Genomic DNA, 24,776 nt, shown 5'->3' on the forward strand with positions numbered 1-24,776 from the left:
CCCTCCGGGAGCGAGCAGATGCAAGCCCGCGCTGTCCTGGCGTCCGTCCTCGCCATGGCGCTGGTCTTGTCCGGCTGCGCCCAGCCGGACGGCACCATCGCACCCGTCGGCGCACCGCTGCCGGTGCAGTCGACCATGCCGCCCACCCCCACACCGAAGCCGAGTCCGACTCGCGCCAAGCCGCCGAAGCCCCAACTGCGTCCGCTGCCGGCCAAGCTCCCCGCCGGGCTGCGACGCAACACGGGCGTACGCCCGGTCGCCCTGACCTTCGACGACGGCCCCAGCCCGGCCTGGACGCCGAAGGTCCTCGACCAACTGCGCGCCGCCCGGGTCACGGCCACCTTCTGCGTGGTCGGCCGCGAGGCGCAACGCCACCCGGAGCTGATCCGGCGGATCGTCCGGGAGGGTCACCAGCTCTGCAACCACAGTTGGCGGCACGACCTCGACCTCGCCCGGCGGCCGGTCGCCGAGATCCGCGCCGACCTGGTCCGCACCAACAGGGCCATCCAGGCGGCCGCTCCGGGCGCCCCGGTGGCCTTCTACCGGCAGCCGGGCGGCAGGTGGACGTCTGAGGTTCTGGGCGTGGCGAAGGAACTGGGGATGCTTCCGCTGCACTGGGCCGTCGACCCGCAGGACTGGGACAAGCCGACCGCCGCCACGATCGCCAAACGGGTCCACAACGCCGCACGTCCCGGTTCCATCGTGCTGCTGCACGACGGCGGCGGCGACCGGGCCGCGACGCTGGCCGCCTGCCCGCACCTGATCGCCGACCTGAAGCACCGCTTCGGCGTCGCCCGACTGCGCTGAACGCCTCTGACCTGCGCAAATGCGCCGCAGGAGGGGCACCCCGATACCGATTTTGTCCACCGACCGGGCATCACGTATGCTTTCCAAGCCTCCGGCGGGGCCGGATGGGAGCAAGTCCGCTTGAAGTTGCGAGTGTGCAATGATGGCGGGGCCGCCCTCATCGTCTAGCGGCCCAGGACGCCGCCCTTTCAAGGCGGTAGCACGGGTTCGAATCCCGTTGGGGGCACGACCGGCGCAAGCCGGAGCAACACAAGCTAGGTCCTGTGGAGCAGTTGGAGTGCTCGCCGCCCTGTCAAGGCGGAGGTCGCGGGTTCAAGTCCCGTCAGGACCGCAGCGCCGACGCCGCGCCTCGCGCGGCGTTCTGCGTATCGGAGCGTGTGACCCTGCCAACGGTTCGTCCGGTCGGCGGGTAGCATGAGCCGAGCGACACGGCCAGGTAGCTCAGTTGGTACGAGCGTCCGACTGAAAATCGGAAGGTCGGCGGTTCGACCCCGCCCCTGGCCACATAGCCTTTCGCCGGGCTACAGAGGTCCCCACCAGCGGCAACGCAGGTGGGGATCTTGCTTTCTGCGCCCCTGCCCGGGTGGATCGCCGTTGCCCGTGGTTGACCGCTCCTGGCCCTTGATCGCCGCCGCTAGTTGCACGTTCGCTGCACGCCGCTCTCCGGTGAACCGATCACATCGGCCCTGGACGCAACCCGTCATCCCTCACAATCAGCCCGATCTCGCGCAGGCGAGCTGACCGCCGTTGATCCTCGGCTCCCGTGTCAACGGACACGCAACGGGCACGGCGACCGAGGGATCATGAGATCAAGTTGCCTACCCCGTACGACCTCTGCACACCGGGGTTTAGCAGTGGAAGAGGCTCTCGTCGTCTCACACCGCTGCCCCGCTGTCCGTCGACCTTATGCGGAAGACCAACTGCGGACTGCTGACGGTCAGGATGCCGGTGCGGGAACTTGATTGCTGTGGTGGCCCGTCTTGCTGATAATCGCCGCGTGAATGATCTTCCGCGAACGGACTTCGCCTTCAAGCCCACACTCGTCGGCCAGAAGGTACTCCTGCGCCCGTTCCTCCTGGACGAAGACGCTCCCGCTCTTCGCTCGCTCCTTCAGGATCCGGAGGTGGGTCGCCTGACCGGCAGTGACCACGGCGCAGAAGATCCTGAGCCCTGGGACGAGGCCGCCGAGGAGCGGATGCGCGCGTGGTATGGCTCCCGTCACGAACAGTCAGACCGACTGGACCTGGCGGTGGTCGATCGGGCGACCGGCGCCTGTGTGGGCGAGACGGTGCTCAACGAGTGGGACAGCGGCAACCACAGCTGTAACTTCCGGATCGCGCTGGCTGCGGCGGGCCAGGACCGCGGGCTTGGCACCGAAGCGGTGAGGTTGATCGTCGGCTACGGCTTCGAGCGGCTCGGCTTGCACCGGATCTCGCTGGGGGTGTTCGCCTTTAACCCGCGGGCCCGCCGTGCCTATGAGAAGGCGGGATTTGTCGTGGAGGGCGTGCGGCGCGACGTGCTGCTGTATGGCGGTGTGTGGGTCGACGACATCGTGATGTCGATCCTCGCTTCCGAGTGGGAGCGTCACCACGGCCATCCGGCAGCCGCCGAATGATCTCGCCGCACCCAGCTCGGGCAGGGGTATTCAGCAGGGCGATCCCCAGAGTCTCGTGATCGCTTCTGCCTGGGCGGCGGCCGTACTAGGGTTGACGGAGTTGAGTGAGCAGGATCCGGCCGCCCTCATAGACGCCGCCGTCGATGGCGATGACTCTGTCGTCGGCGTACGGGAGCGCAGCTGTGACGCCCTGCGGCGCCACGCCGAAGTGCTTGGTGAGGGTGCTGTGGCCGTGGACGAGCACGTTGCCCCCGAGCGTGCGCAGCATCGTCGATACCGGATCGTCGGGTTTCGCTGGCTCGGCGTCGCGGAAGGCACCCCGATCGCTCATCCGGTCACAGAAGTCTAGCCATGTTGCGGCGTCGCTGGAGCTTAGGGCCATGGTGACTGCCGTGTTCACGGTGGCCACACTGGATCCAAGTTCCAGGTATCGGGCGGTGTCGGAGTGCACCAGCAGGAACCCGTCGACAACCGCAACCGCAGGCAGATGCGTCATCCACTCAACATGCTGTGGCGTCAGCCGACGCAGGTCGTTCTCACGTCCGCCGAACCGCGCCCAGCCACCTTGAAACCCGCCAGGCTCGTCCCACCCGGCAACGGGCATGGTGCCGAACCGGTGCGCGGCGAGTAACTGCACCTCGTGGTTGCCCAACAGCGTCCCGACGTGGCCGCCCAGGGCAGTTGCGGAGACTGCGAGCCGCTGGATGTCGTTGATGACGCCGATACCGTCCGGGCCGCGATCGACGTAGTCGCCGAGTAGCCACAACCGCGCGCCACCCCCGGACCAGCGCCCAGTGCGGTCAACGAGCCCGGCCTCGCGAAGCGACTCCCAGAACTCGGACCGGTGACCATGGATGTCCGCCGCCACGTACAGCGGCGTCATGCCGCTGCCGCCAGCTCACCCAAATGAATGGCCGCATGCCAGTACGGCTCATGGCCTGGGACGGTCATGGCGTACTGCGCCAGCTCACTCATCGACCGTGATCTGCCACCCGGCAGATCGACCGGCGCCGACCACCGCTCCTCGTCGTATCGGCTTAGGTCGTCGATCAGCGCGCCCCGCACCACCTGGAAGCGGTGCACAACCAGTTCCACGGGCAACTCCCGCCCGGCCATCACGCCGGAACGGTTGAGCCGCGTGCCCACCTGAGGCTCCTCCCAACGCGCGTCCAGGCTCCAGTGCGCACGCCCTTGGCGCGCCTCGGCCAGTACGGCGAGGTTGATCTCGTCCCACATCAGCACGTGTGCGACCAAATCACGGAGCGATTCGCAAAAATCGCCGAGAGGACCACCACGCACCCGATACCCTGCGGACAGCTCCTCCTCTGTCCGATCCGCGATCCGGTCCATCAGCACGTCCCGGTCGTCGGCCAACCGCCGCATCGTCTCGTCGAGCGTCAACATGGCCGCCACGGTAGAAGGTACCGCTGGCCGGCAGCCAATGCCTGCAAGTCTTCGGCAGGGAATCACCGGCGGAGCACGTCGAGCAGGTCGCCTCCGATCGTCCGGATGGCAGACGCCTCCAGGGAGTACCGGACAAAGTGTCCAACCCGCTCTGCGCGGACCAGTCCAGCGACGCGCAGGGCGGATAGGTGCTTGGTCACTGCAGTCTCATCGAGGCGCCAGAGCCGGGCGATTTCTCGCGCCGACCTAGGCTCGACTGCGATGGCGCGGCACACCTCCAGGCGCGCCGGATGAGCGAGCACGTCGAGCCGCCGCAGGGTCAGTCGCCGGTCGGCCGCACGCTCCGGCGGCGGGAACGGGTAATGCACCACCACCGGACGGCCCGCCTCGTCGGCGACGTACACATGTGGAGTGCCGAAGACGGTGGGAACCAGCACCAGCCCACGTTCGGACACCGCCAGTGACTTGCTCTGCACCTTGTCTATGGCGACCCGGCCATCCTCACCGATGGCGATCGCAGGAGACAAGCCAGACAATGCGGCGCGGAGGTCGCCTCGCGCACTCGTGCGCGATCGCGACCGCACCTCACCACGTAGCGCGGGCTCGATTTTGCCCCACTCGGCCGCGAAGAAGGCCGACCAGCAGCCCTCTAGAAGACCGACCACGGCGGCCTGTGCCGCGCCAGGCTTCTCCAGGCACAGTCGTACCGCCCGCACCGCCCCCGCTCCCCGCGCCCGCGTCAGAGCCACCAATTCGGCACGCACGCGATGGTCGGCCAAGTCGCCGGATCGACCGCCCACCCGCAGCAGCGGTCGAAGCATTGCAGCGGCGAACTGTGCGGGAGGCATCCTCCGGAGCGCCGTCACCGCCTGATCCCAGCCGGAGGCTAACGGCAGCGTCGGACCCGCGAGCACGGTCGCGCGGACCGCCCGTACCGCAAACGACCATGCGTCCAACTCTGCGGCCAGGTCGTCTGGCAACTCTCCGAGGACTCGCGCCGCCCACTCCGCACGCTCCGGGTGATGCTCGGCACCAACCAGGACATGCCATGCCCAGGCCAGCTCCACCGTCGGCGAGACCGCGAACGTCACCGCTGCGGCCCGACCTGCAGGAAGCTGAAACGTGATCGGCACGACCACGACCCTAATGTCAGCACGATGACCCCCGCGTTGGCAGCGGTCTGACCTCTTACGGTGGATCGAGCCACGCCACACCCTGCTTACCCGTGACCTTCGGGGGCGAGATGCACGGTTGGTCGCAACATGCTGGACGGAACCCATTCGCCGCCATCGGTAGGCATGATCTCGAACGGCGGCTGCCGTACTAGCAGCCAAAGCCACTAGTGGGAAACCGCCGGGCGATGGGCATTGGTGGATCTCCTCGTCGGGCAGTTGTTGACCGTCCAGCCTCCCCGAACGGGGACAGGTGTAGCGCCGCACCGGACGAACGACCTTGGCCCCGTCCGGGGAGGCTGGTAGCCCTTGTGGTCAGCGCCGAGTCGATTACTGATCTTGGCGTCCCTGCTGGCGGCGCTGCGCCACGCCGCCCTGGATCGCCTCCCACACGCTGCGCCCGGCCTGCCACAGGGTCTCCCCCGCCTGCTCGGCGAGCTGCGCGGCCGTGTGCGCCCCACCGGCCAGGCCACCGCCCTGACCATCGTCACCGTTACCGGACGGCCCGCTCCCGGCAGCGGACGTTGCGCCGGGTCGGTCGCGGGTTTCGCCGGACGGCGGCTGCCCGGGCCGCTGAGCGCTCGCACCCGCACCGGCCGACTGTCGTCCCCCACCCTGCCCCTCTGGCTGTCGCTCCTGCGCGCCGGACCCCGATCCCTCCGCACCGCCGGCCCCGGGGCCACGACCCTGCGGCCCGCCCGCGGCCGGGCCGCGATCGTCCGGACCGGCGGATCCCGGTCGCGGCCCCTCCGGACCGCCGGGCCTGGAGGCAGCACCGGTCGCCGCAGCGGCGGGCCTGGCGGCGGCGCCGGCATCAGGTCGTACCTGTTCGGCCGGGCCCGGGCCACCGACGCGCGGGCCGGGACCACCGGTCGCCGGCGCCGGTCGCCCGGACGTGGACGCGGCCTGGTCGGCGACAGTACCCACGCGCCGGCCGGGTTCGTCGAGTACGGAGGCGGAGCGCCGGGCCGACGCGGCCACCTCGGCGGCCCTGGTCAACTGTTGCTCGCTGCGGCTCACGTCGTCGATTGCCGTACCGGCCGAGCGGGCGAGCATCTCGATGACCTGCGGGTTGTGGTCGATCGTGTCGAGCGCCCGGCCCAGGACCGTCACGAGCTGCTCCAACCGCACCCGCAGTTGCGCCTCGGCGTGCACCCCGTTGATGTCCAGCTCGACACCGCGCAGGTGCACGCGTACGCCCGCGTCGATCTGGAGCAGATTGGCCAGCCGTGCCCGCAGGGAGAGGTCGGCGTCCAGCCCGTCGACCGCCAGCCGGATCGAGTCGACCGACACCCTCGGAATGTCCAGCAGGACGTCCGGGTCCTTGTCGCCGACGTCCCGGTCCGGCTTCTGCTGCTGCGCGCTCTCGCTCATGATCTCCCGCCCCGCCGCACACCTACCCGGTCGTCCGGGTCGTCCGGCGCGGTTACCCGCTTTCCGGCGGTACATCCCGTCGGTGACGGCCCGGCGACCGACTGTCGAGAACCGGCCGGCCCGAAAGCTGCACACGCGGGCACCAGCCGGTATGGTCCGGGCCTATGGGACAGGAGATGACTGATCCGGCCGACATCCGGCAGGACGCGGAGCGGTTCTCCTTACGGTGCAGCCTCCTCGTCCCCGGCTCCGCCGAGCACGCGTTCGCCGTGTTCACCGACGAGCTGACTGACTGGTGGGTCATCGAGTACACCTGGTCGGGCCCGGAGTCCCTGGCCGAGCTGGGCATGGAGCCGCGGGCCGGCGGGATGCTCTACGAGATCGGCCCGTACGGTTTCCGGTCCGACTGGGGCCGGGTGCTCACCTGGGATCCGCCCCGCCGGCTGGTCTTCGCGTGGCAGATCGGCCCGGACCGGGTTCCCGTACCGGATCCGGCCCGGGCGAGTGAGGTGGAGGTGCTGTTCCTCCCGGAGGGGGCCGAACAGACCCGCGTCGAGCTGGAGCACAGGCACTTCGACAGGCACGGCGAGGCCGCCGAGGGGTACCGCAAGGCGCTCACCGCCGGCTGGCACGAGTTGCTGAGCCGCTACCTCGCCTCGGTGTCGCGCCGGCACCCCGAGACGTCCGCCTGACAGCTGTCAACGGCCGAGCCGCCGGGCGACGGCGGAGCTGCCGTTGAGGTTCGGACCGCCCAGGTCGGCGCGACTGCCGGCCTCGGCCCCGGAGCTGAAGCCGGTGCCGGCCAGCCGGCGAGGCGGTGCGGTACGCAGTCGCGGGTACTGCTCGGCGAGCCGTCGTTGCACCCGGTCGGAGCGGTCGGCGAGCACCAGCGCCACCGACGGGGTGCCCGATCCGCTGACCGCCGCCGTCTCGGCCGCCGCCGTCTCCGCCGCCCGGAGCCGGCCTCCGATGACCTCCGCGAAGCCGGCCAGCCACGAGCGGCGGAAGGCTGCCGGGTGGTCGTCAGCCGGCACCGGCGTGGCCGCCAGGCCGTGCGCCGCCTGCACGAGCAGTGAGGTGAAGAGCAGGTCGACGCGTTCCAGGTCGCTGGCGAAGCCGAACAGGTGCAGAGCGAAGCCGTTGCCCTGCCGGCGGCGTACGCACCGGCAGCGCAGCGGCTCGGCGACCGCGGCGAGCAGCCCTACCTTGTCGCGGGCGTACGGGGCGACGATGTCCAGCACCCGGTCGCCGACCGGGTCGGTGGCCGGGTCACGGGCGGCGAGCAGTGCCCGGTCGACTCCGTAGCGGGCGATCAGGTCGGTGGCCTTGGCGGTGAAGGCGGCCGACTCGGCGGGCGTGCAGGCCGGGTCCTCCGCCTGGGCGAGCAGCTTGCGCACCTTGCTGAGCATGGCCTCGGACATGCTCCAGAGCTATCACACGGGCAGGACAGAACGGGGACCGAGCGGGGCATCGATCGATATGTATCATCGTCACGGTCCGCTCGACCGTCAGATACGGACGGTCAACTCACCACCATCGGAGGCACGCATGTCATCCCCGAACGCTCGCCTGCTCGCCGTCGCCACGGCCACCGCACTGCTCGCCGCCGGTGCGCCGGCGCGGGCCGCGCAGACCACCCCGGTCACGCCCGCCGCCCCCGGGACGAACCTCTTCGCCACCCAGGCCACCTGCTACGGCGGTGCCGTGCGGTCGTTCTTCCAGACCGGCGGCTACGGCGGCCAGGCCGGCACCTACCGCACCACAACCCGCTGCCGGGACATCAACGTCCGCAACGCCAGCGCGTACGGGACGGATGCCTGCGTGATCTTCGTGGACAAGACGAGCGCCTGCAACTACTGGACGTACCTGCCAGCCAACTCGGGCTGGATAACCGTCGCGACGAACGTCCGCGACGGGGTCAACTTCCGGGTCCGTTTCGAGAACCTGCGCTACGAGTACGAGCCGCTTGTGGCGTACCACGCGTTCTGAACCGCCCGCGCCCGGCGCGGCGTCCGACCCCCCGTCGGACGCCGCACCCGCGGCACGTCACCCCGCGCGGCTGCGCAGCGTGGCGATCGTCGAGCCGGCGAGCGTGAGCAGACAGTCGGGCAGCTGCCCGTCCGCGACTGCCGCGCCGAACAGTGCCTCCCCGGTGGGTACGTCCCGGTTGGCGTACGCGCTGACGAAGCGGGCCACCCAGCGGGTGTCGTACTCCGCCTGGTCGATCCCTGGGAACTCCAACGCCGCTCCGCTGCCCGGTGGCGGATCACCGACCATCGTCGCGGCCAGGCACCAGGCGACCCCGTACGCGCCGCTCAGGCCGGCCCGGTCGACGACCGCGTCGAACGCTCCCACCACCGCGTCCTGGTCCCCGTCCAGCGCCGAACTGAGCACGGCGGCCGCGTCATCGAACGTCTGCTGTGGTAGGTCGGTCACGCAGCGCACAGTACGAGGGACGGTCAAGGCCACCCAGCTCTGGTCACTCTCCGTGGTCGAGGCGGGCGACCTGCGCTTTACGCCACCTCCACGGTCCCGCCGCCGGGCTGGGCACGCTAATGTGCGCAGCGGACCTTCGCCGGAGGAAGGACGACCATGCTCGTATCACGCCGCTCGCGGGTGGCCACACTGGCTGCCTGCGCGACGATCCTGCTCGCCACAAGCGCTTGCGGGGATGACAAGGCCAACGAGGGAAGCGCCCAACAGGTGCGCCTCTACGGCACGGACGGCAACATGCTCAACTCCTATCCAGCGGAGTTGAAGGAACGCGCGAACCTCGTCGACGGGATGAAGGGAACCACGCCCCTCACTCCTCTGCCCGAGGACTTCAAGAGCCGGCTACGGTCCGTCAATCCGGCGCTGACGGACTACCTGTACTCCGCCGAGACGTACGACGCGGTGGTGATCGGGGTGCTCGCCGCCCAGTTGGCCGGCAGCACCGACCCGGCGGCCATCGCCAAGCAGATCGTCGGCGTGACGAACAACGGCCAGCGCTGCGAGGACCCGGCCAGCTGTCTCGCGCTGGCCCGCAACGGGCAGGACATCGAGTACCGCAGCGTGTCGCTGACCCGGGCGGGTTTCACCGACAAGGGTGAGCCGGCCACCGCGAGCTACGCGACGCTGACCTTCGACGGGCAGCAGATCAGCGACGGCAAGACCGAGTTCGTCGGGGCGGGCATCGAGTCGGCGGCGAGCACCAAAACTCCACCGAAGCCGAAGAAGCAGCGCCCGGGCGCCAACCCCGACCAGGAACCGCTGATCCTGGGTGGGCTGCTGCCCAAGACCGGTGACCTGTCGATCGCCTACCCGCCGATGGCCGCCGGCGCGGCACTGGCGATCAAGGAGATCAACGCCGCTGGCGGCGCGCTCGGCAAGCCGGTCACCTGGATCGACGGCGACGACGGCACGAACCCCACGGTGGCCAAGGCGACAGTGGCCAAGCACGTGGCGGACGGGGTCAGCCTGATCATCGGCGCGGGCGCCTCGGGCATCTCCCGGGAGGTGCTGCCGGACGTGGTCGAGGCCGGGAAGATCCTCTTCTCGCCGTCCAACACCGACGCCAGCCTCACCGACGTCGAGGACGATGGCCTCTACTTCCGTACCGCCCCGCCGGACAGCCTCCAGGGTCGGGCGCTTGCCGACGTGATCCTCCGCGACGGATCGCAGAAGATCGTCATCGTCGCCCGCAAGGACTCGTACGGCGAGGGCCTCCAGGCCACCGTCCGTGACGAACTGGAGAAGGCCGGCATCCCCGACGACCGGCTCAAGCTGATGACCTACGACCCACCGGCCGACGCGAAGGCGGCCCCTGTCGACTTCGGCGGTGGCGCGAAGGAGATCAAGGAATTCGGCGCGGACGCCGTGCTGATCATCGGCTTCGGTGAGTCGGCGCAGGTGATTCGCGGGTTGGCCGACAACGGGGTCCAGTTCCGCAGCTAGCACTTCCGCAGACTCGAACGGCCGCACCGGTATCCCGGTGCGGCCGTTTCGTCGTCCACGCGTCAGCGCGTACGGCGACGCTCCAGAAACTCGGTCATCCGGCGGTGCTTCTCGTCGTCCTCGAAGAGCACCGCCTGGCTGACCAGGTCGAGTTGCGGGTGCGCGGCGGCCGGCGCGTCCACCGCCATTTTGGTCAGGCGCAGTGCCAGCGGCGAGCCCAGGGCGATCTCGTCAAGCAGCAGGTGCGCCACCTCCAGCAGCTCGGCAGGCTCGTCCACCACCCGGTTCACCAAGCCGATCCGCAGCGCCTCGTCGGCGTCCACCCGCCGGCCGGTGAACAGCAGCTCCTTGGCCCGGCCCTCCCCCACGAGGGCGGGCAGCCGGTGGGTCGCGCCGGCGCCGGCCAGGATGCCCAACCGCACCTCCGGCTGACCGAAGACCGCACGCGCCGTGCACACCCGCAGATCGCAGGCGTACGCCAGCTCCGCGCCGCCGCCCAACGCCGGGCCGTCCACTGCTGCCACGGTCGGCATCGGCAGCGCCCGGATCCGGGCGAACGCCGCCGAGTTGATCGCGGCGAGAGCGTCGGTGCGGCCCCGTTCGCGGAGTTCACCGATGTCCGCGCCACCGGCGAAGATGCCCGCCGTGCCGCCGGTGAGCAGCAGCAGCCGTGGCCGGGCCTCCAACTCTGCGCAGACCTGGTGCAGCTCGGCGATCAGGTCGGCGTCGATGGCGTTGCGCTTCTCCGGCCGGTCCAGTGTGACCACCAGCCGGTCCGGCCGTTCCTCGATCCGCAGACCACTCACTGCTTGACCCCGCCTTCCCAGCGGTAGAAACCGTGCCCGGACTTCTTGCCCAGGCGCCCGGCGGCCACCATCTCCTCCAGCAGGGGCGGCGGTGCGAACCGGTCCCCGTACGCGGCCTGGAGGGTGCGGGCGATGTCCAGCCGCACGTCCAGGCCGACGAGGTCGGTGAGTTCCAGCGGGCCGATCGGGTGCCGGTAGCCGAGCACCATTGCCTTGTCGATGTCGGCCGGGCTGGCCACCTCGTCGGCGACCATCCGGATCGCCTCCAGCCCGAGGGTGACACCGAGTCGGGAGGTGGCGAAGCCGGGCATGTCGCGTACCACGACGGGGTCCTTGCCCAGCCGGCCGGCGAGCGCGACGGCCGCGGCTGTGGTCTCCTCGGCGGTGGCCGGGCCGACCACGATCTCCAGCAGGGCCATCGCCCACACCGGGTTGAAGAAGTGCAGGCCGAGGAAGCGCTCGGGCGCGTCCAGCCCGGCGGCCAGCTCGCCGATGGGGATGCTCGACGTGTTGCTGCCCAGCAACGCCGGGTCCAGCGCGGCGGCGGCACGCAGCACCGAGCGTTTGAGGTCGAGCCGCTCGGGCACCGCCTCGACGATCACCTCGGGGGCGGGCGCGACGTCGGCGACGCTCTGCCGCAGCGTGATCCGCTGCCGGTTCGCGGCGGCCTCGTCGGCGCTCAACTTCCCGCGCTGCACGGCCCGCTCCCACAGGTCGGCCAGCCGGTTCAGTGCGGCGGCCCCCCGCTCGGGGTCCACCTCGACCAGTTCCACGGCGTGCCCCGAACCGGCCGCCACGTACGCGATGCCCAGCCCCATCGTGCCGGCACCGACGACAACGAAACGATCGCTCATCACGCCTCCCTGTCCCGCCCGGCGACGCGCGGGGTCCCCGCCACGCCGGCCCGGGCGATCCGCCCGCTCCGCTCGCTCATGGTGCGACCCTATTCAGCGCGAGGACCCGGCCCATGCGTGGGGGAGCGTGGGATCGGGTACTGACCGACGGTCAACCGAGGGAAGGACCGCACCGACATGAGCCAGGCACCGGAGAGCGTCACCGACTCCGAGATCGTGGAGACCCGGGGCGACGAGCGGGTGGAGTTGCTGCGCGCCGACACCAACAATGACGGCAAGACCGACGTGTGGGTGGTGGACACCGACGGCGACGGCAAGGCCGACCTGTTCCAGTTCGACACCGACGGCGACGGCAAGGTGGACATCACCATGGTCGACATCGACGAGGACGGCCAGCCGGACGAGGTGGTCGACGGCGACGGCGGCCTCCCGCCCGAGCAGCTCCCCCCGACCGTCCAGGTCTGAGACGTACGACGGCCCCCCGCCTCCGCCCCGGAGCGCGGGGGGTCGTCGCCTCAGTCGGCGAGGCGCAGGGTGGCGAGGTAGTAGGGGGCGTCCCGGTCGTCCACATCGGTGAGTCGCCATCCGCTGCCGTGCACCAGGCCGGCGAACTCGTCGGCCGAGCAGACCAGGTAGTCGAACCATTCGGTGCCCAGTTCGCGGTAGCGCAGCCGCAGCCTGAGCTGACCGCCGAGCCGACCGCGCCGCCGGTTGCGCTCGTGGTAGGCGGTGTGCAGCGGGTCGCGGGTGCCGTACGGGTCGGTGCCGTGCGCGATGATCTGCGCCCCCGGCCGGGCCAGGGCGGCGAGCGCGGCCAGGAACCCGGGTGCCCGGTGTCGGCCCTCGAAGAGCCCGAGGTTGTTGCCGAGCAGTAGGAACGTGTCGTACCGCTGGCCGTCGGCGACGTGGCTGTCCACCGTGCCGTGCACCAGCCGCCGCACGCCGCGACGCCGGCTCACCTCGAGCGCGCCGGCCGAGGTGTCCAGTCCGGTGACCGGTACGCCGCGCTCCTGGAGCAGCAGGGCGATCCGGCCGGCGCCAGTGCCGACGTCCAGGGTCTCGCCCCGGACACGGTCCACGGCCCGGTGGTCGTACGGCTGCCAGTCGGCAGGCCCGTCCAGGTAGTGCGCTGCCGGCGCGCCGTTGATCAACCCGTCGTCGCGTTCGATGATCTCGATGACCGGTCGGGGCAGCCGGCCGCCGACAAGCGGTCGAGGACCCACCCCGGTGGCCACGGCGAGGGTGTCCCGCAGCAGTTCACCGATCACGTCACCGATTTGAGGCTCGCCCGTCACGACGTTCACGCTATCCGGCCACTCAGTGGCCCGTGGCAGCCGTATCCTGGCGGCGTGACCACGCTGGACCGGCTGTCGGCCGAGAAGTACATCCTGCTCACGACCTTCCGCAAGGACGGCCGGGCGGTGCCGACGCCGGTCTGGGCGGTACGCGACGGCGACGCGTTGGCGGTCTGGACCAGGGCCGACTCGGGCAAGGTGAAGCGGATCCGCCGCAACGGCGACGTGACTGTGGCGCCGTGCGACGTGCGGGGTCGTCCGCACGGGGCGGAGGTGCCGGCCCACGCGACGATCTGCGGCAATGGCGACATCGGTCGCATCCGCGATCTGCTCAAGCACAAGTACCGGCTGATCGGCCGCCTGAGCCTGCTCGGCAGTCGGTTGCGTCGCGGGGAGGGTGGCACGGTCGGCATCCGGGTGACGTTGACCGAGGGGGCGCGCTGACCCCGGGCACGGAAAAGGGCGGCGGATCGAGATCCACCGCCCTTTTCCGAAGAAACCCCTACCGGGTCAGTCGCCCTGCCGCTGCTGCGGGATCTGGCCCTGCAACAGCGCCCTGACCTCCGACTCGCGGTACCGACGGTGGCCACCCAGGGTGCGGATGGCGCTGAGCTTGCCGGCCTTGGCCCACCGGGTCACCGTCTTCGGGTCGACACGGAACATCGACGCCACCTCGGCCGGTGTGAGTAGCGGCTCTGGTTCGTGCGTTCGCGATGCCATCGGTCACTCCTCCACATGTATAGACATCGGCCGGGGTCCCGCCGGCCGACGCGTCTCCCATGGTCCGGCTAGTCCCCGATGTCCGACATGGGCCGAACGGATGAAGGTCCCTAGACGGACGGATGAACCATGCCCGATTTTTACGACTTTTACACGGCAGAAACTACCTTATTCGGACTCATGATCACGGTTCGTGATGCGTCAACTACGAGCACACCTCGCCTTGGGAGCGCTCCTCGGGCAGTTTGCCCTAGTTGCACCGCTCCAGCAGCTGCACGGCACGCCACCGGGCCACCAACGTGTCGTACGCGGCCGACGCCTCCTCGGCCTCACCCCGGGACAGCCCTGCGAGGCCCCCAGCCACCAGCTCCGGCGAATCGTCCGCGGCGAGTGTCTCGTCCGAGAGCAGGTTGACCAGGCCGCCGTAGTCCAGCTCCACCACCGAACGCGGATGGAACTCCTCCAGCCAGCGGGCCGCCTCCTCCACCGCGTCGGTGATCGGAGCCTCGCCCACCGACTTGCGCAGCACCGACAGCGCCCGCGACGAGCGCCGCCGAGCCTTGGAGATTTCGGTGCGGTAGCGCAACGCCCGCCGGCCCGGCTCCGTGACGAGGTCACGCTCCGCCGCCTCGAAGAGCACGAACCACCGCAGCGGTACGCCCCAGGTCGCGATCTGCTCGTGGACGCGCGGCACTCCGTGCTCCAGCACCCGCGCGCCGCTGCGCCAGTCGTCCACCACCGCCCTGGCCTGCCCCGCGAGCACCGGCGGCACGAACGCGTCGGCGAGCACCGAGGGCACCCCGTCCCGGGCGCTGAGCGCCGCCTCAGCGACCCGGATGCGCAGGTTCCAGGGGCAGACCAGCAGGCTGTCGTCCGTCTCCAGGACGTACGCCTCCTCGGGCAGGTCGGGCAGCCTGGTCCAGCCGGCGCCCAACGCCTCGATGACCGCCGTCCGTTGCCGGACGGGACCCTCCACGGGCGCCACGGCCCGCCCCTCGGACACGTAGCGACGCCAGTAACTCTGACGCTCCCGGTCGAAGGCGGTCAGCGGCTCGTACACGCGCAGGTAAGAAGCGAAGAGCGACGGCACGGCGCGATCCTCCCACGAACCGCACACGAGCGCGGTCAGCGCCCGGACCGCGCGCGCCGCAACGTGGGACGGCGGTGGCGCGTCGAGCACCCGCGCGGCTGCCGATACTAGGCTCGATCACACCGGCATCATCCCCGCCGGGGTCCACCAGGTCCGCGTCCCACAAGGACGCACACCACTCCAGGAGCCAGCCATGGGCGTATTCGCGAGCACCGACGACCCGGTATCGACAGGTCACGAACAGGTCGTGTTCTGCCAGGACAAGCAGAGCGGCCTGAAGGCGATCATCGGGATCTACTCGACCGCGCTGGGGCCGGCGCTGGGCGGCACCCGGTTCTACCCGTACGCCAGCGAGGACGAGGCGCTCGCCGACGTGCTCGACCTGTCCCGGGGAATGGCGTACAAGAACGCGCTGGCCGGGCTCGACCTGGGCGGGGGCAAGGCGGTCATCTGGGGTGACCCGGAGCAGATCAAGAGCGAGGCGCTGCTGCGCGCGTACGGCCGCTTCGTGGAGTCGCTCGCCGGCCGGTACTACACCGCCTGCGACGTCGGCACGTACGTGGCGGACATGGACGTGATCGCCCGGGAGACCCGGTACGTGACCGGTCGCAGCGTCGAGCACGGTGGCGCCGGCGACTCGTCGATCCTCACCGCCTGGGGTGTCTTCCAGGGGATGCGGGCCGCCGCCGAGCACGTCTGGGGCACGCCGAGCCTGCGCGGCCGGCGAGTCGGCGTGGCGGGCCTGGGCAAGGTCGGCAAGTACCTGACCGGGCACCTGCTCGAGGACGGCGCCGAGGTGGTCGCCACCGACGTCAACCCGAAGGCGCTGGCCTGGGTCCGCGCCAACCACCCGCAGGTAACCCTTGTCGACGACGCCTCCGCGCTGGTCGCCGCCGACATCGACGTGTACGCCCCGTGCGCGCTTGGCGGCGCCCTGAACGACGACACCGTGCCGGCCCTGCGGGCCAAGGTGGTGACAGGTGCGGCAAACAACCAGCTCGCCCACCCGGGCATCGAGAAGCTGCTTGCCGACCGGGGCATCCTGTACGCCCCGGACTACGTGGTGAACGCCGGTGGCGTGATCCAGGTGGCGGACGAGATCGAGGGCTTCAACTTCGACCGGGCGAGGCTGCGGGCGACCAAGATCTTCGACACCACCCGGGAGATCCTGCACCTGGCCGACGCCGAGGGCGTACCGCCTGCGGTGGCCGCGGACCGGCTGGCGGAGCGGCGGATGGCAGAGGTCGGCCGGCTGCGCACCATCCACCTGCGCTGACCTGTTCCCCGGAGGGGGATCGATCGTTATCCGCCTCCGGGCCCGCCCGTCGGCCCGTCTCGGTACGCTGGAGTCAGATCAAGTTTGGCGTGGTTTGTCCCGTGTCACGGGTGCTCTCCGCTCCGCTCCTTACCAGGTACACTGGGTGACGGCCGGATCGACGCGACGCGCAGAGCCGGCCGACGGTAACCCGAGGTGCCGAACGATGGCATCCCCATGTACCGTAAGAGCCACGAGAGATGCCTGACGTCATCGGGGCCCGCCTTCGGGCTGCCCCGCATTCTGTGCGAGGGGGTCGAGCCATGGGGCGCGGCCGTGCTAAGGCCAAGCAGACGAAGGTGGCGCGGGAGTTGAAGTACCACTCCCCGAACACCGACCTCACCGCCTTGCAGCGCGAACTGGCGGGTGCTGGTAAGTCTGAGCACCACTTCGACGACGACTCTAAAGAGTTCGTCGACGACGATGATGAGAATCATGCGGACGACGACCCGGATCCCTGGGTCCGCCCGACCCGCTGACCTCTCGACGTGAGCTGAGCACGCGGTGACCCCCGCGTGCTCACGCATGTGCCCGTCGGGAGCCGTATCGGTGCCGACGCTCAGGGGCCTGCCCTGGCCGGGAAGTCACCCGGCCGGCCGACAGGCCCCTGATCGCGGCCACCCTCAGCGCGGCCTGTTGTTCCAGTTGTAGAAGGTCGGGATGTTCTCGAAGTGGTTCCAGGCGCAGACCGCGCTGGCGCCGTCGGAGCCTGACACCTCCGCCCGAAGCCGCCGCGCGTCCTCGGCCTCCTGAAGGAGCGCGACGAGCCCGGGGGCCGCCTCCCGTACCCGCTCGGTGACTCCGTCCGGAGCTTCGTCCGCTTCGCGCTCAGGCCGCCGGTGACTGGTGGTCTCGGGCATGCTCCAACACTCCCTCCAATAGGCGGATCTTGCTGTTGCGGCAGTGCTCGGTCTCCGTACCGTCGAAACGCCCCAGCTCGAAGTAACGGTTGGCGGCATGGCCACCACCACAGAAGCCGAAGTACGGGCAGGTCGTGCGGCACGCCTCCACGCCTGCCAGGAACTCCCCCACCCAGGGCGTGGCCGCCGCGCCGGTGAGGATCTCGGCCAGCGGGGTGGCCAGCACGTTGCCGCTGCTGAAATCGCCGTAGCGGGCGTCCGTGAAGCCCGCCAGCTCCGGCGAGAGCACCGTCACCGAACCGTCGTGCCCGATCGTCGGGATCGGGTCCAGCCGGCGGGGCAGCACCCCGTCCGCCGAGTCGTCGAGCACCGCCGCGGCGTACCGCAGCGACCACTCGACCTCACGCAGGTGGATCCGGGGTTCCCGCCGCCAGGCCGACACCAGCTCGGCCCAGAACGCAGTCACCGCCGCCGGGTCATGGCGGTTGTCGCGGGTGTTGACGCCCTCGGTCTCCTCGATGTTGATGCCCAGCACGTCACAGCCCAGCTCGAGGAAGTAGTCGTACAGCTCGGTGGCGAGCCCCGACTCCGGTCGGGACACCACGGCCAGCGCGGAGAACGGCAGGCCGTGCCGGCGAAGCGCGGCGACACCGCGCAGGATCCGGTCGTACGCCGGCTGGCCGCCCCGGTTGACCCGGTCGCCGTTGCGCTCCCTCGGCCCGTCCACGCTGACGCTCACCCGCACCTCGTGCCTGGCGAAGAAGTCACACCACTCGTCGTCGATCAACGTGGCGTTGGTCTGCACGTGGTGTTCCACAGCGGGGCCGAACGGCGCGATCAGGGCCGCCAGGTGATCCCGGCCCGTGGCCAACGGCTCCCCGCCGTGCCACACCACCGAGAACCGACCCGCCGTCGCCCACGGATTGACCGCCGAGGCCACCGCCTCGGCCACCGGCACACGCATCCGCCGGTCGTCGGCCCGGAACGGCAGATAGCAGTACGCGCAGTCCAGGTTGCACAGGGTGGTGGGCTGCATGACGACGTACGACGGGACCGCGGCGAGGCCGCGCATCCCGCTGAACGACTGTCCCCGAGCAGCCATCGCCCTCCTCCGCCTGGCCTGAGAGGCGGTCGGGAAGCCGCGAGGCGGCTCCCGAGCGTCTCTGAAGGGTGCCCTTCAGGCTAGGCGGCGATGGCCACTCGGGTGAAGCCCTGATCAGGTGCCCGTACGATCACCGGACTGTGATCATCCGCGGGTGTGCTGGCCGACCATCTGCACGTTGCCGGTGCCCTCGATGATCTCGCCGGCCTGCCACGCCTCGACCCCACGGCCGGTAAGCGTGGCCAACGCCCGGTCGGCGTCCTCCGCCGAGACGATCGCGAACATGCCGACGCCCATGTTGAAGGTCGACTCCATGTCGTGGTCGTCGATCCGGCCCTTCGACTGGATCAGGTCGAAGACCGGCTGCGGCTTCCAGGTGGAGCGGTTGACCACGGCGTCCACGTGCTCGGGCAGCACCCGGACCAGGTTGCCGGGAATGCCGCCACCGGTGATGTGCGACAGCGCCCGCACGTCCGCCTCGGCGATCAGCTTGAGGCAGTCCTTGGCGTAGATCTTGGTGGGGGTGAGCAGCTCCTCACCGAGGGTCCGCTGCCGGCCGAAGTCGTCGATGACGATGTCCAGCCGCATCCGCGCCGCCCCGAGCAGGACGTGCCGGACCAGCGAGTACCCGTTCGAGTGCAGGCCGGACGAGCGCATGGCGATCACCACGTCGCCCACCTGTACGCGGTCGGGGCTGAGGATGTCGGCCTCCTCGACCACGCCGACACCAGTGGCGGAGATGTCGTACTCGTCCGGGCGCAGGACGCCGGGGTGCTCGGCGGTCTCCCCGCCCAGCAGCGCGCAGCCCGCGTACCGGCAGCCGTCGGCGATGCCCGCGCCGATCTCGGCGACCTTGTCCGGAACGACCTCGCCGGTGGCGATGTAGTCGAGCAGGAACAGCGGCTCGGCGCCACAGGCCACCAGGTCGTCGACGACCATCGCGACCAGGTCGATGCCGACCGTGTCGTGGATGTCCATCTGCTGGGCGATCACCAGCTTGGTGCCCACGCCGTCGGTGGAGGACGCCAGGATCGGGCTCTTGTACTTCTTCGTGTCCAGCCGGAACAGGCCGGCGAAGCCGCCGAGGTCGCCGAGCACCTCGGGACGGCGGGTCTGGCGCACCTTCGACTTGAGCAGCTCCACAGCGCGGTCACCCGCGTCGATCGAGACGCCGGCGTCGGCGTACGAGACCGAGCGTTTGCGCGCCTGGCGGCCGGCGCCGCCCGTCCAGGGCTGGCGGTCGCCGCCGGCGCCGGTCGGGCTGCTTCCTGCGCCGCTGCGCTCGGACACGTGCGTCACGGTTCTCCCCTTTGTGGTTCTCGGTGCCGCGCCGGCGGTGGCCGGGCCGCGCCGGTTGGTGCTACGGGCGGTTTGCGGTCACGCCACCAGGGGTGGCGACGAACGAGCCGTTGGTGTGCGGGGCCTCCGGCGCCGACTCGGCGACCCGACGTCCCACCCCTTCGAGCACGTGCTTGCCGATCAGGTTGCCCGCCGGCAGCTCGATCGGGTACTCCCCATCGAAACACGCCCGACACAGCCGGGTCTTCGGCTGCTCGGTCGCGGCGATCAGGCCGGGAAGCGAAACGTAGCCCAGCGTGTCGGCGCCGATCGAGCGCCGGATGCCGTCGTTGTCCAACCCGTTGGCCAGCAGTTCCGCCCGGGTGGCGAAGTCGATCCCGTAGAAACAGGGCCAACTTACCGGCGGGGACGAGATGCGGACGTGCACCTCCAGCGCGCCCGCCTCGCGCAGCATCCGGACGATGGCCCGCTGGGTGTTGCCCCGGACGATCGAGTCGTCCACCACCACGAGCCGCTTGCCGCGCACGTTCTGCCGCAGCGGGTTGAGCTTGAGCCGGATGCCGAGCTGACGCAGGGTCTGCGACGGCTGGATGAAGGTGCGCCCCACGTATGGGTTCTTCATGAGGCCGGCGCCGTAGGTGATGCCGGACGCCTCCGCGTAACCGATCGCGGCCGGGGTGCCGGACTCGGGCACCGGGATCACCAGGTCGGCCTCGACCGGATGCTCCTTGGCCAACTGCCTGCCGATCTGCACCCGCGCCGCGTGCACGTTGCGCCCGGCGATCGTGGCGTCCGGACGCGCGATGTAGACGTACTCGAAGAGGCAACCCTTCGGCTCCGGCGCGGCGAACCGGGTGGACCGCAGCCCGTCCTCGTCGATCGCGATCAGCTCGCCCGGCTCGACCTCGCGCACCACGCTGGCGCCGACGATGTCCAGGGCGGCGGTCTCGCTGGCCACCACCCAGCCGCGTTCGAGTCGGCCGAGCACCAGCGGGCGTACGCCGTGCGGGTCACGGGCCGCGTAGAGCGTCGACTCGTCCATGAAGACGAAGCTGAAGGCCCCCCGCAGCTGCGGCAGCACCTCCATCGCGGCCGCCTCGACCGACAGATCCGGTCGGCTGGCCAGCAGCATGGTCACCAGGGAGGTGTCGTTTGTCGAGCCGTCCGCGACGAGGCCGCGCTCGGCGACCTCCTTCTCCAGTTCGGCGGTGTTGACCAGGTTGCCGTTGTGGGCAAGCGCGATGGTCGTGCCCGAGCTGGTCGACCGGATGGTCGGCTGGGCGTTCTCCCAGTTCGACGCGCCTGTCGTGGAGTAGCGGGCGTGCCCGATCGCCAGGTGGCCACGCAGGCTGGCCAGGGTGGGCTCGTCGAAGACCTGGGCCACCAGGCCTAGATCCTTGTAGACCACCACACCGGAGCCGTCGCTCACCGCGATGCCCGCCGCCTCCTGGCCACGGTGCTGAAGGGCGTAGAGACCGAAGTAGGTCAGGTTGGCAACTTCTTCGCCGGGGGCCCACACACCGAAGACGCCACAGGCGTCCTGTGGGCCGGGTCGTTGGGGATCAAGGTCGTGGCTCAAACGGCCGTCGCCTCGGGGCACTACCGCTCCCTCACGCTGGTCTGGACCGGCCTGGCGGGGATCACGGGGCGGATCCACACTCCTGGGCCGGGACCACTGTCGTCGCCTGACAGTGTACGCGAACAGCTATCGATACAGATAGTCACGATTTCCCTGCTGAGAGTCACCAAACCTCGGTCATCGGAGCACTCGGAGGGGCAGAAACGCCGAGAGGTCCGCCCGGACACCACTCACCTGAACACGACCGTCGGCGACCGCCTGTGCCCAGTCGATCCGACCGAGCGCCAACGCGAGCCAGGTTTCGGGCGACATCTCGACCACATTTGGCGGGGTTCCCCTGGTGTGTCGAGGACCGGGGACGCACTGGATCGCCCCGTATGGTGGGACCCGTACCTCCACCGATCGGCCCGGGGCACGCTCCGCGAGGACTGCCAACAACGTCCGGACCGCTTCCCGGAACACCGACCGTTCGGGTGTACGCCCCTCGTCGAGCGCCGACAACACCGCCGCAACCGCGACGGACTTACTGTACGGAGAGGACACGACGGGACGATACGACCCGCAGGTCGAGCACTCGACGCTGGCCCTGGGTCGCGCCGATCCAGTGAGACAAGGCATAGTTGCCGACGGCGTATTCGTACCGTGATGATCCCCGGCCCGGCGCCCCGCCGGTCACCAGGGAAGTCAGCCCGGAAGGCGGTGGACGTGTCAACACACCGACGTGCCTGGAAGCAGCGGGCCGGTGTGGTCGTAGCGCTGGTTGCCGGCGCTCTGCTCGCCGTCCCCGCCACACCAGCAATGGCCGCGAGGATCAGCACCGCTGACAACTCGGTCACGATCGACGCTGGCAAGAACGGCACTGTCAACGTGCTGGTCAGGCCCGACGTCGGCGAGACGTCCGCGGACATCGACGTGACCGGCCTGCCCGACGGCGTCACCTGCGGTGGATGCGGTCCGATCAACTTCGAGGGAATAGCGCCGAAGCAGGTCACCCTGACCCTGTCCGCCTCGTCGAACGCACCGGCGGCCAACGGGACCCAGGCGAAGATCACGGTCACCGGCGACGACAACGGCCGCACGCTCCGGGTCACCGTCAAGGCGGCTGCCGCTCCGCCGCCGGCGCAGAACCAGACCGTGCGGTCGGTCTCCGGCAAGGTGGTCAAGAAGGCCGACGGCAAAGCAGTCCCGAACGCGATAGTCATCCTGCAGGACAGCACCGGTAAGCGGATCGACACCATCAGCAACGGCAGCGGCGACTTCCGCTTCACCGGCACCACGGAGAAGCCGATCGCTCCGGGCCGTATCGATCTCGGTGCCAGCTTCGACAACATCACCGCCACCAAGAGCTTCAACGCGAACGCGGGGCAGTCCGTCACCGGGCAGCGGATCAGCCTGGAGATCAAGGTCGAGGTGACCCCCAGCGCCACCCCGTCCGCCACCGCCGAGGCGCTTCCCAGCGACGAGGCGACCGAGGAAGGCGCCGAGGAGCAGCCGTCCGAGGCGGCCAGCCCGGGCGCCGCGGCGAACGCCTCGAACGAGGATGACGGCGGCGGCTTCGGCTCGTACCTGATCATCCTGCTCGGCGGTCTGCTGGTGGCCGCCGGCGTCGGCACGATCGTGCTGCTCTGGATGCGGCGCAAGGAGAACGGCGACGACGAGGACGCCCCGGACGGTGCCGGCGCGGTCGGTGCGGTGCCGGCTGCCCGTGGCGCGTTCCGTGGCGGCGACGACCAGACCCGGGTGGTCAACCGGGCCGGCGGCGGACCGGACCCGACCATGGTGGGCGGCGCGGCGCTGAGCGAGGCGCCGACGATGATGCACCGCCCTGTGGTCGACGACGTTCCCCCGGACCCGTACGGCGCGCCCGCGCAGCCCTACGGCGCGGCGGGCGGGCAGGGCTGGGGTGGCACGGGCTACGGCGACGAGCCGGCGCCCGGCGGCTACGGCGCGGGCGGCTACGGCAACGCTCCCGCCTCGGGTGGCGGCTACGGCACGGCGGCGGCCCCCGAGGGCGGTTACGGTGCCGGAGCCGCAGGTGACGGCTACGGCGCGACGCCCGGCTCCGGCGCGGGTTACGGCGCCGCGCCCTCCTCGGGCGGCGGCTACGGGAGCCGCGACTACACGGCCCCGGCCGGCGCGGCTGGTTACCCGCCGGCTCCCGCCGGTGGCGCCCCCTACGGCGAGCGCTTCGACGAGCCGACCGGCCGGTACACCGGCGACACGCAGTACCCGGCTCCGGCCGACCCGTACGCCACAGGCGTCTACCAGCCGGAGCAGGGCCAGGGCTACGGCCAGCCCGACCCGACGGCCCCGTACGGCGGTCGACCGGCCGAGCCCACAGGCGGCTACGGCCAGCCGGCCGGCGGGTACGACCAGGGTGGCTACGGGCAGCAGGCCGGCGGGTACGACCAAGGCGGCTACGGCCAGGAACCTCCGGCGCAGCGCGGCGGGTACGACGACCGGGGCTACGACCAGGGCGGCTACGGGCAGCAGGCCGGCGGGTACGACCAGGGCGGCTACGGCCAGGAACCTCCGGCGCAACGCGGCGGCTACGGCCAGGAACCTCCGGCACAGCGCGGCGGCTACGACGAGCCGGGCTACGACCAGGGCGGCTACGGGCAGCAGGCCGGCCGCGCCCGGCCGGACGGCCCGCCGCCGACCGAGCGGGGCGGCCGACGCCTCGACTGGCTCGACGACTGACCCCCACCACAGCGCGAGGAACGGCCACCCGGTTTTCCGGGTGGCCGTTTCGCTGTGCTGAAGGTGGCGAGCAGGGGCACGCCACGTCTGTCAGGCGGCGGAGAAGACACCCTGGCGGAGCACCGGTACGACATTCGACACGCCCACCCGGACGGCGACCTCGACGTCCTCGGCGAAGCCGCTCTCGGTCAGCTGCCGGCCGGAGACGCTGCCCCGGACCGCAGCGGGCACGTCCGGGGTGCTGGCCAGCGCGGCGAGCGCCATCGCCGCCTCCACGGAGAGCCCGTCCGGTACGCCGGAGAGGGCGTCGAGCACACTCGCCGCGCCGAGCAGGTCCTCCACCGACGGGCGCAGCGACCCGTCCGGCCACCGCTCGCCCGATGCGATCACGCCGATCGGGGCGTCAAGCGTCCCGTACCCCTGGCGGCTCAGCCACCGCCCGACGGCGCGTGCGTTACGCAGGCACCCCGCGACCACCGGCAGGCCTGTGGCGCTTGCCGCGGCGCTGATGGCCGAGCCGTTCGGCGACGGCAGCACGAGGTCCGCCACCACCGGCGCGGTGCTCAACGCGGCGGGCGACAGCGACCACGGATGGTCCGCTGTCGTCTGTCGCCGGCCCACCGCGGCCACCGCGCCAACCCGCACCGCGTAGTCGGCGGCCTGCTCACCCCACGGAAACGGGTGCACCCGCATGCCCCGGGCCACCGCCACCTCGACGGCGGTGGTGAACGACAGCACGTCCACCACCACCAGCGCCGCGCAGACCCGGCCGAGTTCGGCCGCCCCGGTCAATCCCCAGTCGAACCGGGCGCCCGATCCGGGTTGGCCGTGGACGGCAGCCGCCAACG

Annotated in this window: 27 protein-coding genes and 3 tRNA genes; 13 read left to right on the forward strand and 17 right to left on the reverse strand. The window is 70.7% G+C overall.

From position 1 onward, the window contains the following. Positions 1-18: 18 nt before the first annotated feature. From ACFY1S_RS13615 to ACFY1S_RS13635, 5 genes are all read left to right on the forward strand, one after another. Positions 19-807: a polysaccharide deacetylase family protein gene (locus ACFY1S_RS13615; protein ID WP_387116752.1), complete on the forward strand. Its 789-nt coding sequence runs from the start codon at positions 19-21 to the stop codon at positions 805-807. Positions 808-960: 153 nt separating this feature from the next. Continuing rightward, positions 961-1,033, forward strand: a tRNA-Glu gene (locus ACFY1S_RS13620). Positions 1,034-1,064: 31 nt separating this feature from the next. Continuing rightward, positions 1,065-1,138 (forward strand) — tRNA-Asp (locus ACFY1S_RS13625). 99 nt (positions 1,139-1,237) lie between these two features. Beyond that, a tRNA-Phe gene (locus ACFY1S_RS13630) sits at positions 1,238-1,311 on the forward strand. 493 nt (positions 1,312-1,804) lie between these two features. Continuing rightward, positions 1,805-2,422, forward strand: a complete 618-nt coding sequence (locus ACFY1S_RS13635) for a GNAT family N-acetyltransferase (RefSeq protein WP_387116755.1) — start codon at positions 1,805-1,807, stop codon at positions 2,420-2,422. Between the two features lie 85 nt (positions 2,423-2,507). On the opposite strand, the gene ACFY1S_RS13640 is transcribed toward ACFY1S_RS13635, so the two are convergent. The 4 genes from ACFY1S_RS13640 to ACFY1S_RS13655 all read right to left on the reverse strand — a co-directional run bounded on the left by ACFY1S_RS13640 (position 2,508) and on the right by ACFY1S_RS13655 (position 6,372). Further along, entirely contained in the window at positions 2,508-3,305 is a 798-nt protein-coding gene (locus tag ACFY1S_RS13640) for a metallophosphoesterase (RefSeq protein ID WP_387116757.1), read from the reverse strand. Next, the gene (locus ACFY1S_RS13645) at positions 3,302-3,826 is read right to left on the reverse strand and encodes a hypothetical protein (protein WP_387116760.1); all 525 of its coding nucleotides are present in this window, start codon (positions 3,824-3,826) and stop codon (positions 3,302-3,304) included. The genes ACFY1S_RS13640 and ACFY1S_RS13645 overlap by 4 nt, the downstream gene beginning before the upstream one ends. A 62-nt stretch (positions 3,827-3,888) precedes the next feature. After that, positions 3,889-4,959 (reverse strand): DUF5937 family protein, encoded by a 1,071-nt coding sequence (locus tag ACFY1S_RS13650; protein ID WP_387116763.1) that lies wholly within the window; start codon positions 4,957-4,959, stop codon positions 3,889-3,891. Positions 4,960-5,328: 369 nt separating this feature from the next. Beyond that, positions 5,329-6,372, reverse strand: a complete 1,044-nt coding sequence (locus ACFY1S_RS13655) for a hypothetical protein (protein WP_387116766.1) — start codon at positions 6,370-6,372, stop codon at positions 5,329-5,331. Between the two features lie 164 nt (positions 6,373-6,536). Between ACFY1S_RS13655 and ACFY1S_RS13660 the strand changes: the two genes are divergently transcribed. Then, the gene (locus ACFY1S_RS13660; RefSeq protein WP_387116769.1) at positions 6,537-7,064 is read left to right on the forward strand and encodes an SRPBCC family protein; all 528 of its coding nucleotides are present in this window, start codon (positions 6,537-6,539) and stop codon (positions 7,062-7,064) included. A gap of 6 nt (positions 7,065-7,070) precedes the next feature. Here the strand turns inward: ACFY1S_RS13660 and ACFY1S_RS13665 are convergent, their stop codons facing one another. Beyond that, complete coding sequence (locus ACFY1S_RS13665; RefSeq protein ID WP_387116772.1) at positions 7,071-7,793, reverse strand: DUF2786 domain-containing protein; 723 nt, start codon at positions 7,791-7,793, stop codon at positions 7,071-7,073. A 127-nt stretch (positions 7,794-7,920) separates the two neighbouring features. Here ACFY1S_RS13665 and ACFY1S_RS13670 point away from each other — a divergent pair, with 127 nt between their 5' ends. Further along, a complete protein-coding gene (locus ACFY1S_RS13670; protein ID WP_387116775.1) occupies positions 7,921-8,361 on the forward strand; it encodes a hypothetical protein in 441 nt (146 codons plus the stop codon). A 57-nt stretch (positions 8,362-8,418) separates the two neighbouring features. Here the strand turns inward: ACFY1S_RS13670 and ACFY1S_RS13675 are convergent, their stop codons facing one another. After that, on the reverse strand, positions 8,419-8,808 hold the full coding sequence (locus tag ACFY1S_RS13675) for a hypothetical protein (RefSeq protein WP_139586146.1): 390 nt from the start codon (positions 8,806-8,808) through the stop codon (positions 8,419-8,421). A gap of 156 nt (positions 8,809-8,964) precedes the next feature. On the opposite strand from ACFY1S_RS13675, the gene ACFY1S_RS13680 reads away from it, so the two are divergent. Beyond that, positions 8,965-10,308 (forward strand): ABC transporter substrate-binding protein, encoded by a 1,344-nt coding sequence (locus tag ACFY1S_RS13680; RefSeq protein WP_387116778.1) that lies wholly within the window; start codon positions 8,965-8,967, stop codon positions 10,306-10,308. 62 nt (positions 10,309-10,370) lie between these two features. Here the strand turns inward: ACFY1S_RS13680 and ACFY1S_RS13685 are convergent, their stop codons facing one another. Beyond that, positions 10,371-11,114, reverse strand: a complete 744-nt coding sequence (locus ACFY1S_RS13685) for an enoyl-CoA hydratase/isomerase family protein (RefSeq protein ID WP_387116781.1) — start codon at positions 11,112-11,114, stop codon at positions 10,371-10,373. Beyond that, entirely contained in the window at positions 11,111-11,968 is an 858-nt protein-coding gene (locus ACFY1S_RS13690) for a 3-hydroxyacyl-CoA dehydrogenase family protein (RefSeq protein WP_387116784.1), read from the reverse strand. The genes ACFY1S_RS13685 and ACFY1S_RS13690 overlap by 4 nt, the downstream gene beginning before the upstream one ends. A 177-nt stretch (positions 11,969-12,145) precedes the next feature. Between ACFY1S_RS13690 and ACFY1S_RS13695 the strand changes: the two genes are divergently transcribed. Further along, a complete protein-coding gene (locus tag ACFY1S_RS13695) occupies positions 12,146-12,433 on the forward strand; it encodes a hypothetical protein (protein WP_030491406.1) in 288 nt (95 codons plus the stop codon). Between the two features lie 50 nt (positions 12,434-12,483). Here the strand turns inward: ACFY1S_RS13695 and ACFY1S_RS13700 are convergent, their stop codons facing one another. After that, positions 12,484-13,263 carry a class I SAM-dependent methyltransferase gene (locus ACFY1S_RS13700; protein WP_387116787.1) on the reverse strand — a complete coding sequence of 260 codons (780 nt, stop codon included), beginning with the start codon at positions 13,261-13,263 and terminating at the stop codon, positions 12,484-12,486. Positions 13,264-13,317: 54 nt separating this feature from the next. Here ACFY1S_RS13700 and ACFY1S_RS13705 point away from each other — a divergent pair, with 54 nt between their 5' ends. After that, positions 13,318-13,707 carry a PPOX class F420-dependent oxidoreductase gene (locus ACFY1S_RS13705; RefSeq protein WP_364369664.1) on the forward strand — a complete coding sequence of 130 codons (390 nt, stop codon included), beginning with the start codon at positions 13,318-13,320 and terminating at the stop codon, positions 13,705-13,707. Between the two features lie 66 nt (positions 13,708-13,773). Here the strand turns inward: ACFY1S_RS13705 and ACFY1S_RS13710 are convergent, their stop codons facing one another. Together ACFY1S_RS13710 and ACFY1S_RS13715 are read right to left on the reverse strand one after the other, a co-directional pair. Further along, positions 13,774-13,983 (reverse strand): BldC family transcriptional regulator, encoded by a 210-nt coding sequence (locus ACFY1S_RS13710; protein WP_007073996.1) that lies wholly within the window; start codon positions 13,981-13,983, stop codon positions 13,774-13,776. A 250-nt stretch (positions 13,984-14,233) separates the two neighbouring features. Continuing rightward, positions 14,234-15,073: a hypothetical protein gene (locus ACFY1S_RS13715; RefSeq protein WP_387116791.1), complete on the reverse strand. Its 840-nt coding sequence runs from the start codon at positions 15,071-15,073 to the stop codon at positions 14,234-14,236. A gap of 193 nt (positions 15,074-15,266) precedes the next feature. Here ACFY1S_RS13715 and ACFY1S_RS13720 point away from each other — a divergent pair, with 193 nt between their 5' ends. Then, positions 15,267-16,349 carry a Glu/Leu/Phe/Val dehydrogenase gene (locus ACFY1S_RS13720; RefSeq protein WP_387116794.1) on the forward strand — a complete coding sequence of 361 codons (1,083 nt, stop codon included), beginning with the start codon at positions 15,267-15,269 and terminating at the stop codon, positions 16,347-16,349. Between the two features lie 302 nt (positions 16,350-16,651). Then, positions 16,652-16,867 carry a DUF3073 domain-containing protein gene (locus tag ACFY1S_RS13725; RefSeq protein WP_007454329.1) on the forward strand — a complete coding sequence of 72 codons (216 nt, stop codon included), beginning with the start codon at positions 16,652-16,654 and terminating at the stop codon, positions 16,865-16,867. 144 nt (positions 16,868-17,011) lie between these two features. Here the strand turns inward: ACFY1S_RS13725 and amcA are convergent, their stop codons facing one another. The 5 genes from amcA to ACFY1S_RS13750 all read right to left on the reverse strand — a co-directional run bounded on the left by amcA (position 17,012) and on the right by ACFY1S_RS13750 (position 21,771). Beyond that, positions 17,012-17,248, reverse strand: coding sequence for a multiple cyclophane-containing RiPP AmcA (gene amcA / locus ACFY1S_RS13730; RefSeq protein ID WP_139586138.1), 237 nt, complete (start codon positions 17,246-17,248; stop codon positions 17,012-17,014). After that, complete coding sequence (gene amcB, locus ACFY1S_RS13735; protein ID WP_387117659.1) at positions 17,217-18,320, reverse strand: cyclophane-forming radical SAM peptide maturase AmcB; 1,104 nt, start codon at positions 18,318-18,320, stop codon at positions 17,217-17,219. Before amcB ends, amcA begins: the two co-directional genes overlap by 32 nt. 174 nt (positions 18,321-18,494) lie before the next feature. Continuing rightward, the gene (purM, locus tag ACFY1S_RS13740) at positions 18,495-19,649 is read right to left on the reverse strand and encodes a phosphoribosylformylglycinamidine cyclo-ligase (protein WP_364369673.1); all 1,155 of its coding nucleotides are present in this window, start codon (positions 19,647-19,649) and stop codon (positions 18,495-18,497) included. Between the two features lie 61 nt (positions 19,650-19,710). Next, positions 19,711-21,249: an amidophosphoribosyltransferase gene (gene purF, locus ACFY1S_RS13745; RefSeq protein ID WP_364369676.1), complete on the reverse strand. Its 1,539-nt coding sequence runs from the start codon at positions 21,247-21,249 to the stop codon at positions 19,711-19,713. Between the two features lie 156 nt (positions 21,250-21,405). Beyond that, on the reverse strand, positions 21,406-21,771 hold the full coding sequence (locus ACFY1S_RS13750) for a sterol carrier family protein (protein ID WP_387116800.1): 366 nt from the start codon (positions 21,769-21,771) through the stop codon (positions 21,406-21,408). A gap of 162 nt (positions 21,772-21,933) precedes the next feature. Between ACFY1S_RS13750 and ACFY1S_RS13755 the strand changes: the two genes are divergently transcribed. After that, entirely contained in the window at positions 21,934-23,928 is a 1,995-nt protein-coding gene (locus ACFY1S_RS13755; RefSeq protein WP_387116803.1) for a carboxypeptidase-like regulatory domain-containing protein, read from the forward strand. 90 nt (positions 23,929-24,018) lie between these two features. Here the strand turns inward: ACFY1S_RS13755 and ACFY1S_RS13760 are convergent, their stop codons facing one another. Then, on the reverse strand, positions 24,019-24,774 hold the full coding sequence (locus ACFY1S_RS13760; RefSeq protein WP_387117663.1) for a 2-phosphosulfolactate phosphatase: 756 nt from the start codon (positions 24,772-24,774) through the stop codon (positions 24,019-24,021). Between the last annotated feature and the right edge of the window lie 2 nt (positions 24,775-24,776).

The organism is Micromonospora sp. NPDC000663, from assembly GCF_042898105.1.
GTDB lineage: Bacteria > Actinomycetota > Actinomycetes > Mycobacteriales > Micromonosporaceae > Micromonospora.

Excerpts from the sequence above, each read along its gene's own strand:
- ACFY1S_RS13615 (WP_387116752.1), top strand. The coding sequence starts at position 19 with ATGCAAGCCCGCGCTGTCCTGGCGTCCGTCCTCGCCATGGCGCTGGTC.
- ACFY1S_RS13640 (WP_387116757.1), bottom strand. The coding sequence starts at position 3,305 with ATGACGCCGCTGTACGTGGCGGCGGACATCCATGGTCACCGGTCCGAG.
- ACFY1S_RS13645 (WP_387116760.1), bottom strand. The coding sequence starts at position 3,826 with ATGTTGACGCTCGACGAGACGATGCGGCGGTTGGCCGACGACCGGGAC.
- ACFY1S_RS13655 (WP_387116766.1), bottom strand. The coding sequence starts at position 6,372 with ATGAGCGAGAGCGCGCAGCAGCAGAAGCCGGACCGGGACGTCGGCGAC.
- ACFY1S_RS13660 (WP_387116769.1), top strand. The coding sequence starts at position 6,537 with ATGGGACAGGAGATGACTGATCCGGCCGACATCCGGCAGGACGCGGAG.
- ACFY1S_RS13665 (WP_387116772.1), bottom strand. The coding sequence starts at position 7,793 with ATGTCCGAGGCCATGCTCAGCAAGGTGCGCAAGCTGCTCGCCCAGGCG.
- ACFY1S_RS13670 (WP_387116775.1), top strand. The coding sequence starts at position 7,921 with ATGTCATCCCCGAACGCTCGCCTGCTCGCCGTCGCCACGGCCACCGCA.
- ACFY1S_RS13680 (WP_387116778.1), top strand. The coding sequence starts at position 8,965 with ATGCTCGTATCACGCCGCTCGCGGGTGGCCACACTGGCTGCCTGCGCG.
- ACFY1S_RS13690 (WP_387116784.1), bottom strand. The coding sequence starts at position 11,968 with ATGAGCGATCGTTTCGTTGTCGTCGGTGCCGGCACGATGGGGCTGGGC.
- ACFY1S_RS13695 (WP_030491406.1), top strand. The coding sequence starts at position 12,146 with ATGAGCCAGGCACCGGAGAGCGTCACCGACTCCGAGATCGTGGAGACC.
- ACFY1S_RS13710 (WP_007073996.1), bottom strand. The coding sequence starts at position 13,983 with ATGGCATCGCGAACGCACGAACCAGAGCCGCTACTCACACCGGCCGAG.
- ACFY1S_RS13720 (WP_387116794.1), top strand. The coding sequence starts at position 15,267 with ATGGGCGTATTCGCGAGCACCGACGACCCGGTATCGACAGGTCACGAA.
- ACFY1S_RS13725 (WP_007454329.1), top strand. The coding sequence starts at position 16,652 with ATGGGGCGCGGCCGTGCTAAGGCCAAGCAGACGAAGGTGGCGCGGGAG.
- amcA (WP_139586138.1), bottom strand. The coding sequence starts at position 17,248 with ATGCCCGAGACCACCAGTCACCGGCGGCCTGAGCGCGAAGCGGACGAA.
- amcB (WP_387117659.1), bottom strand. The coding sequence starts at position 18,320 with ATGCGCGGCCTCGCCGCGGTCCCGTCGTACGTCGTCATGCAGCCCACC.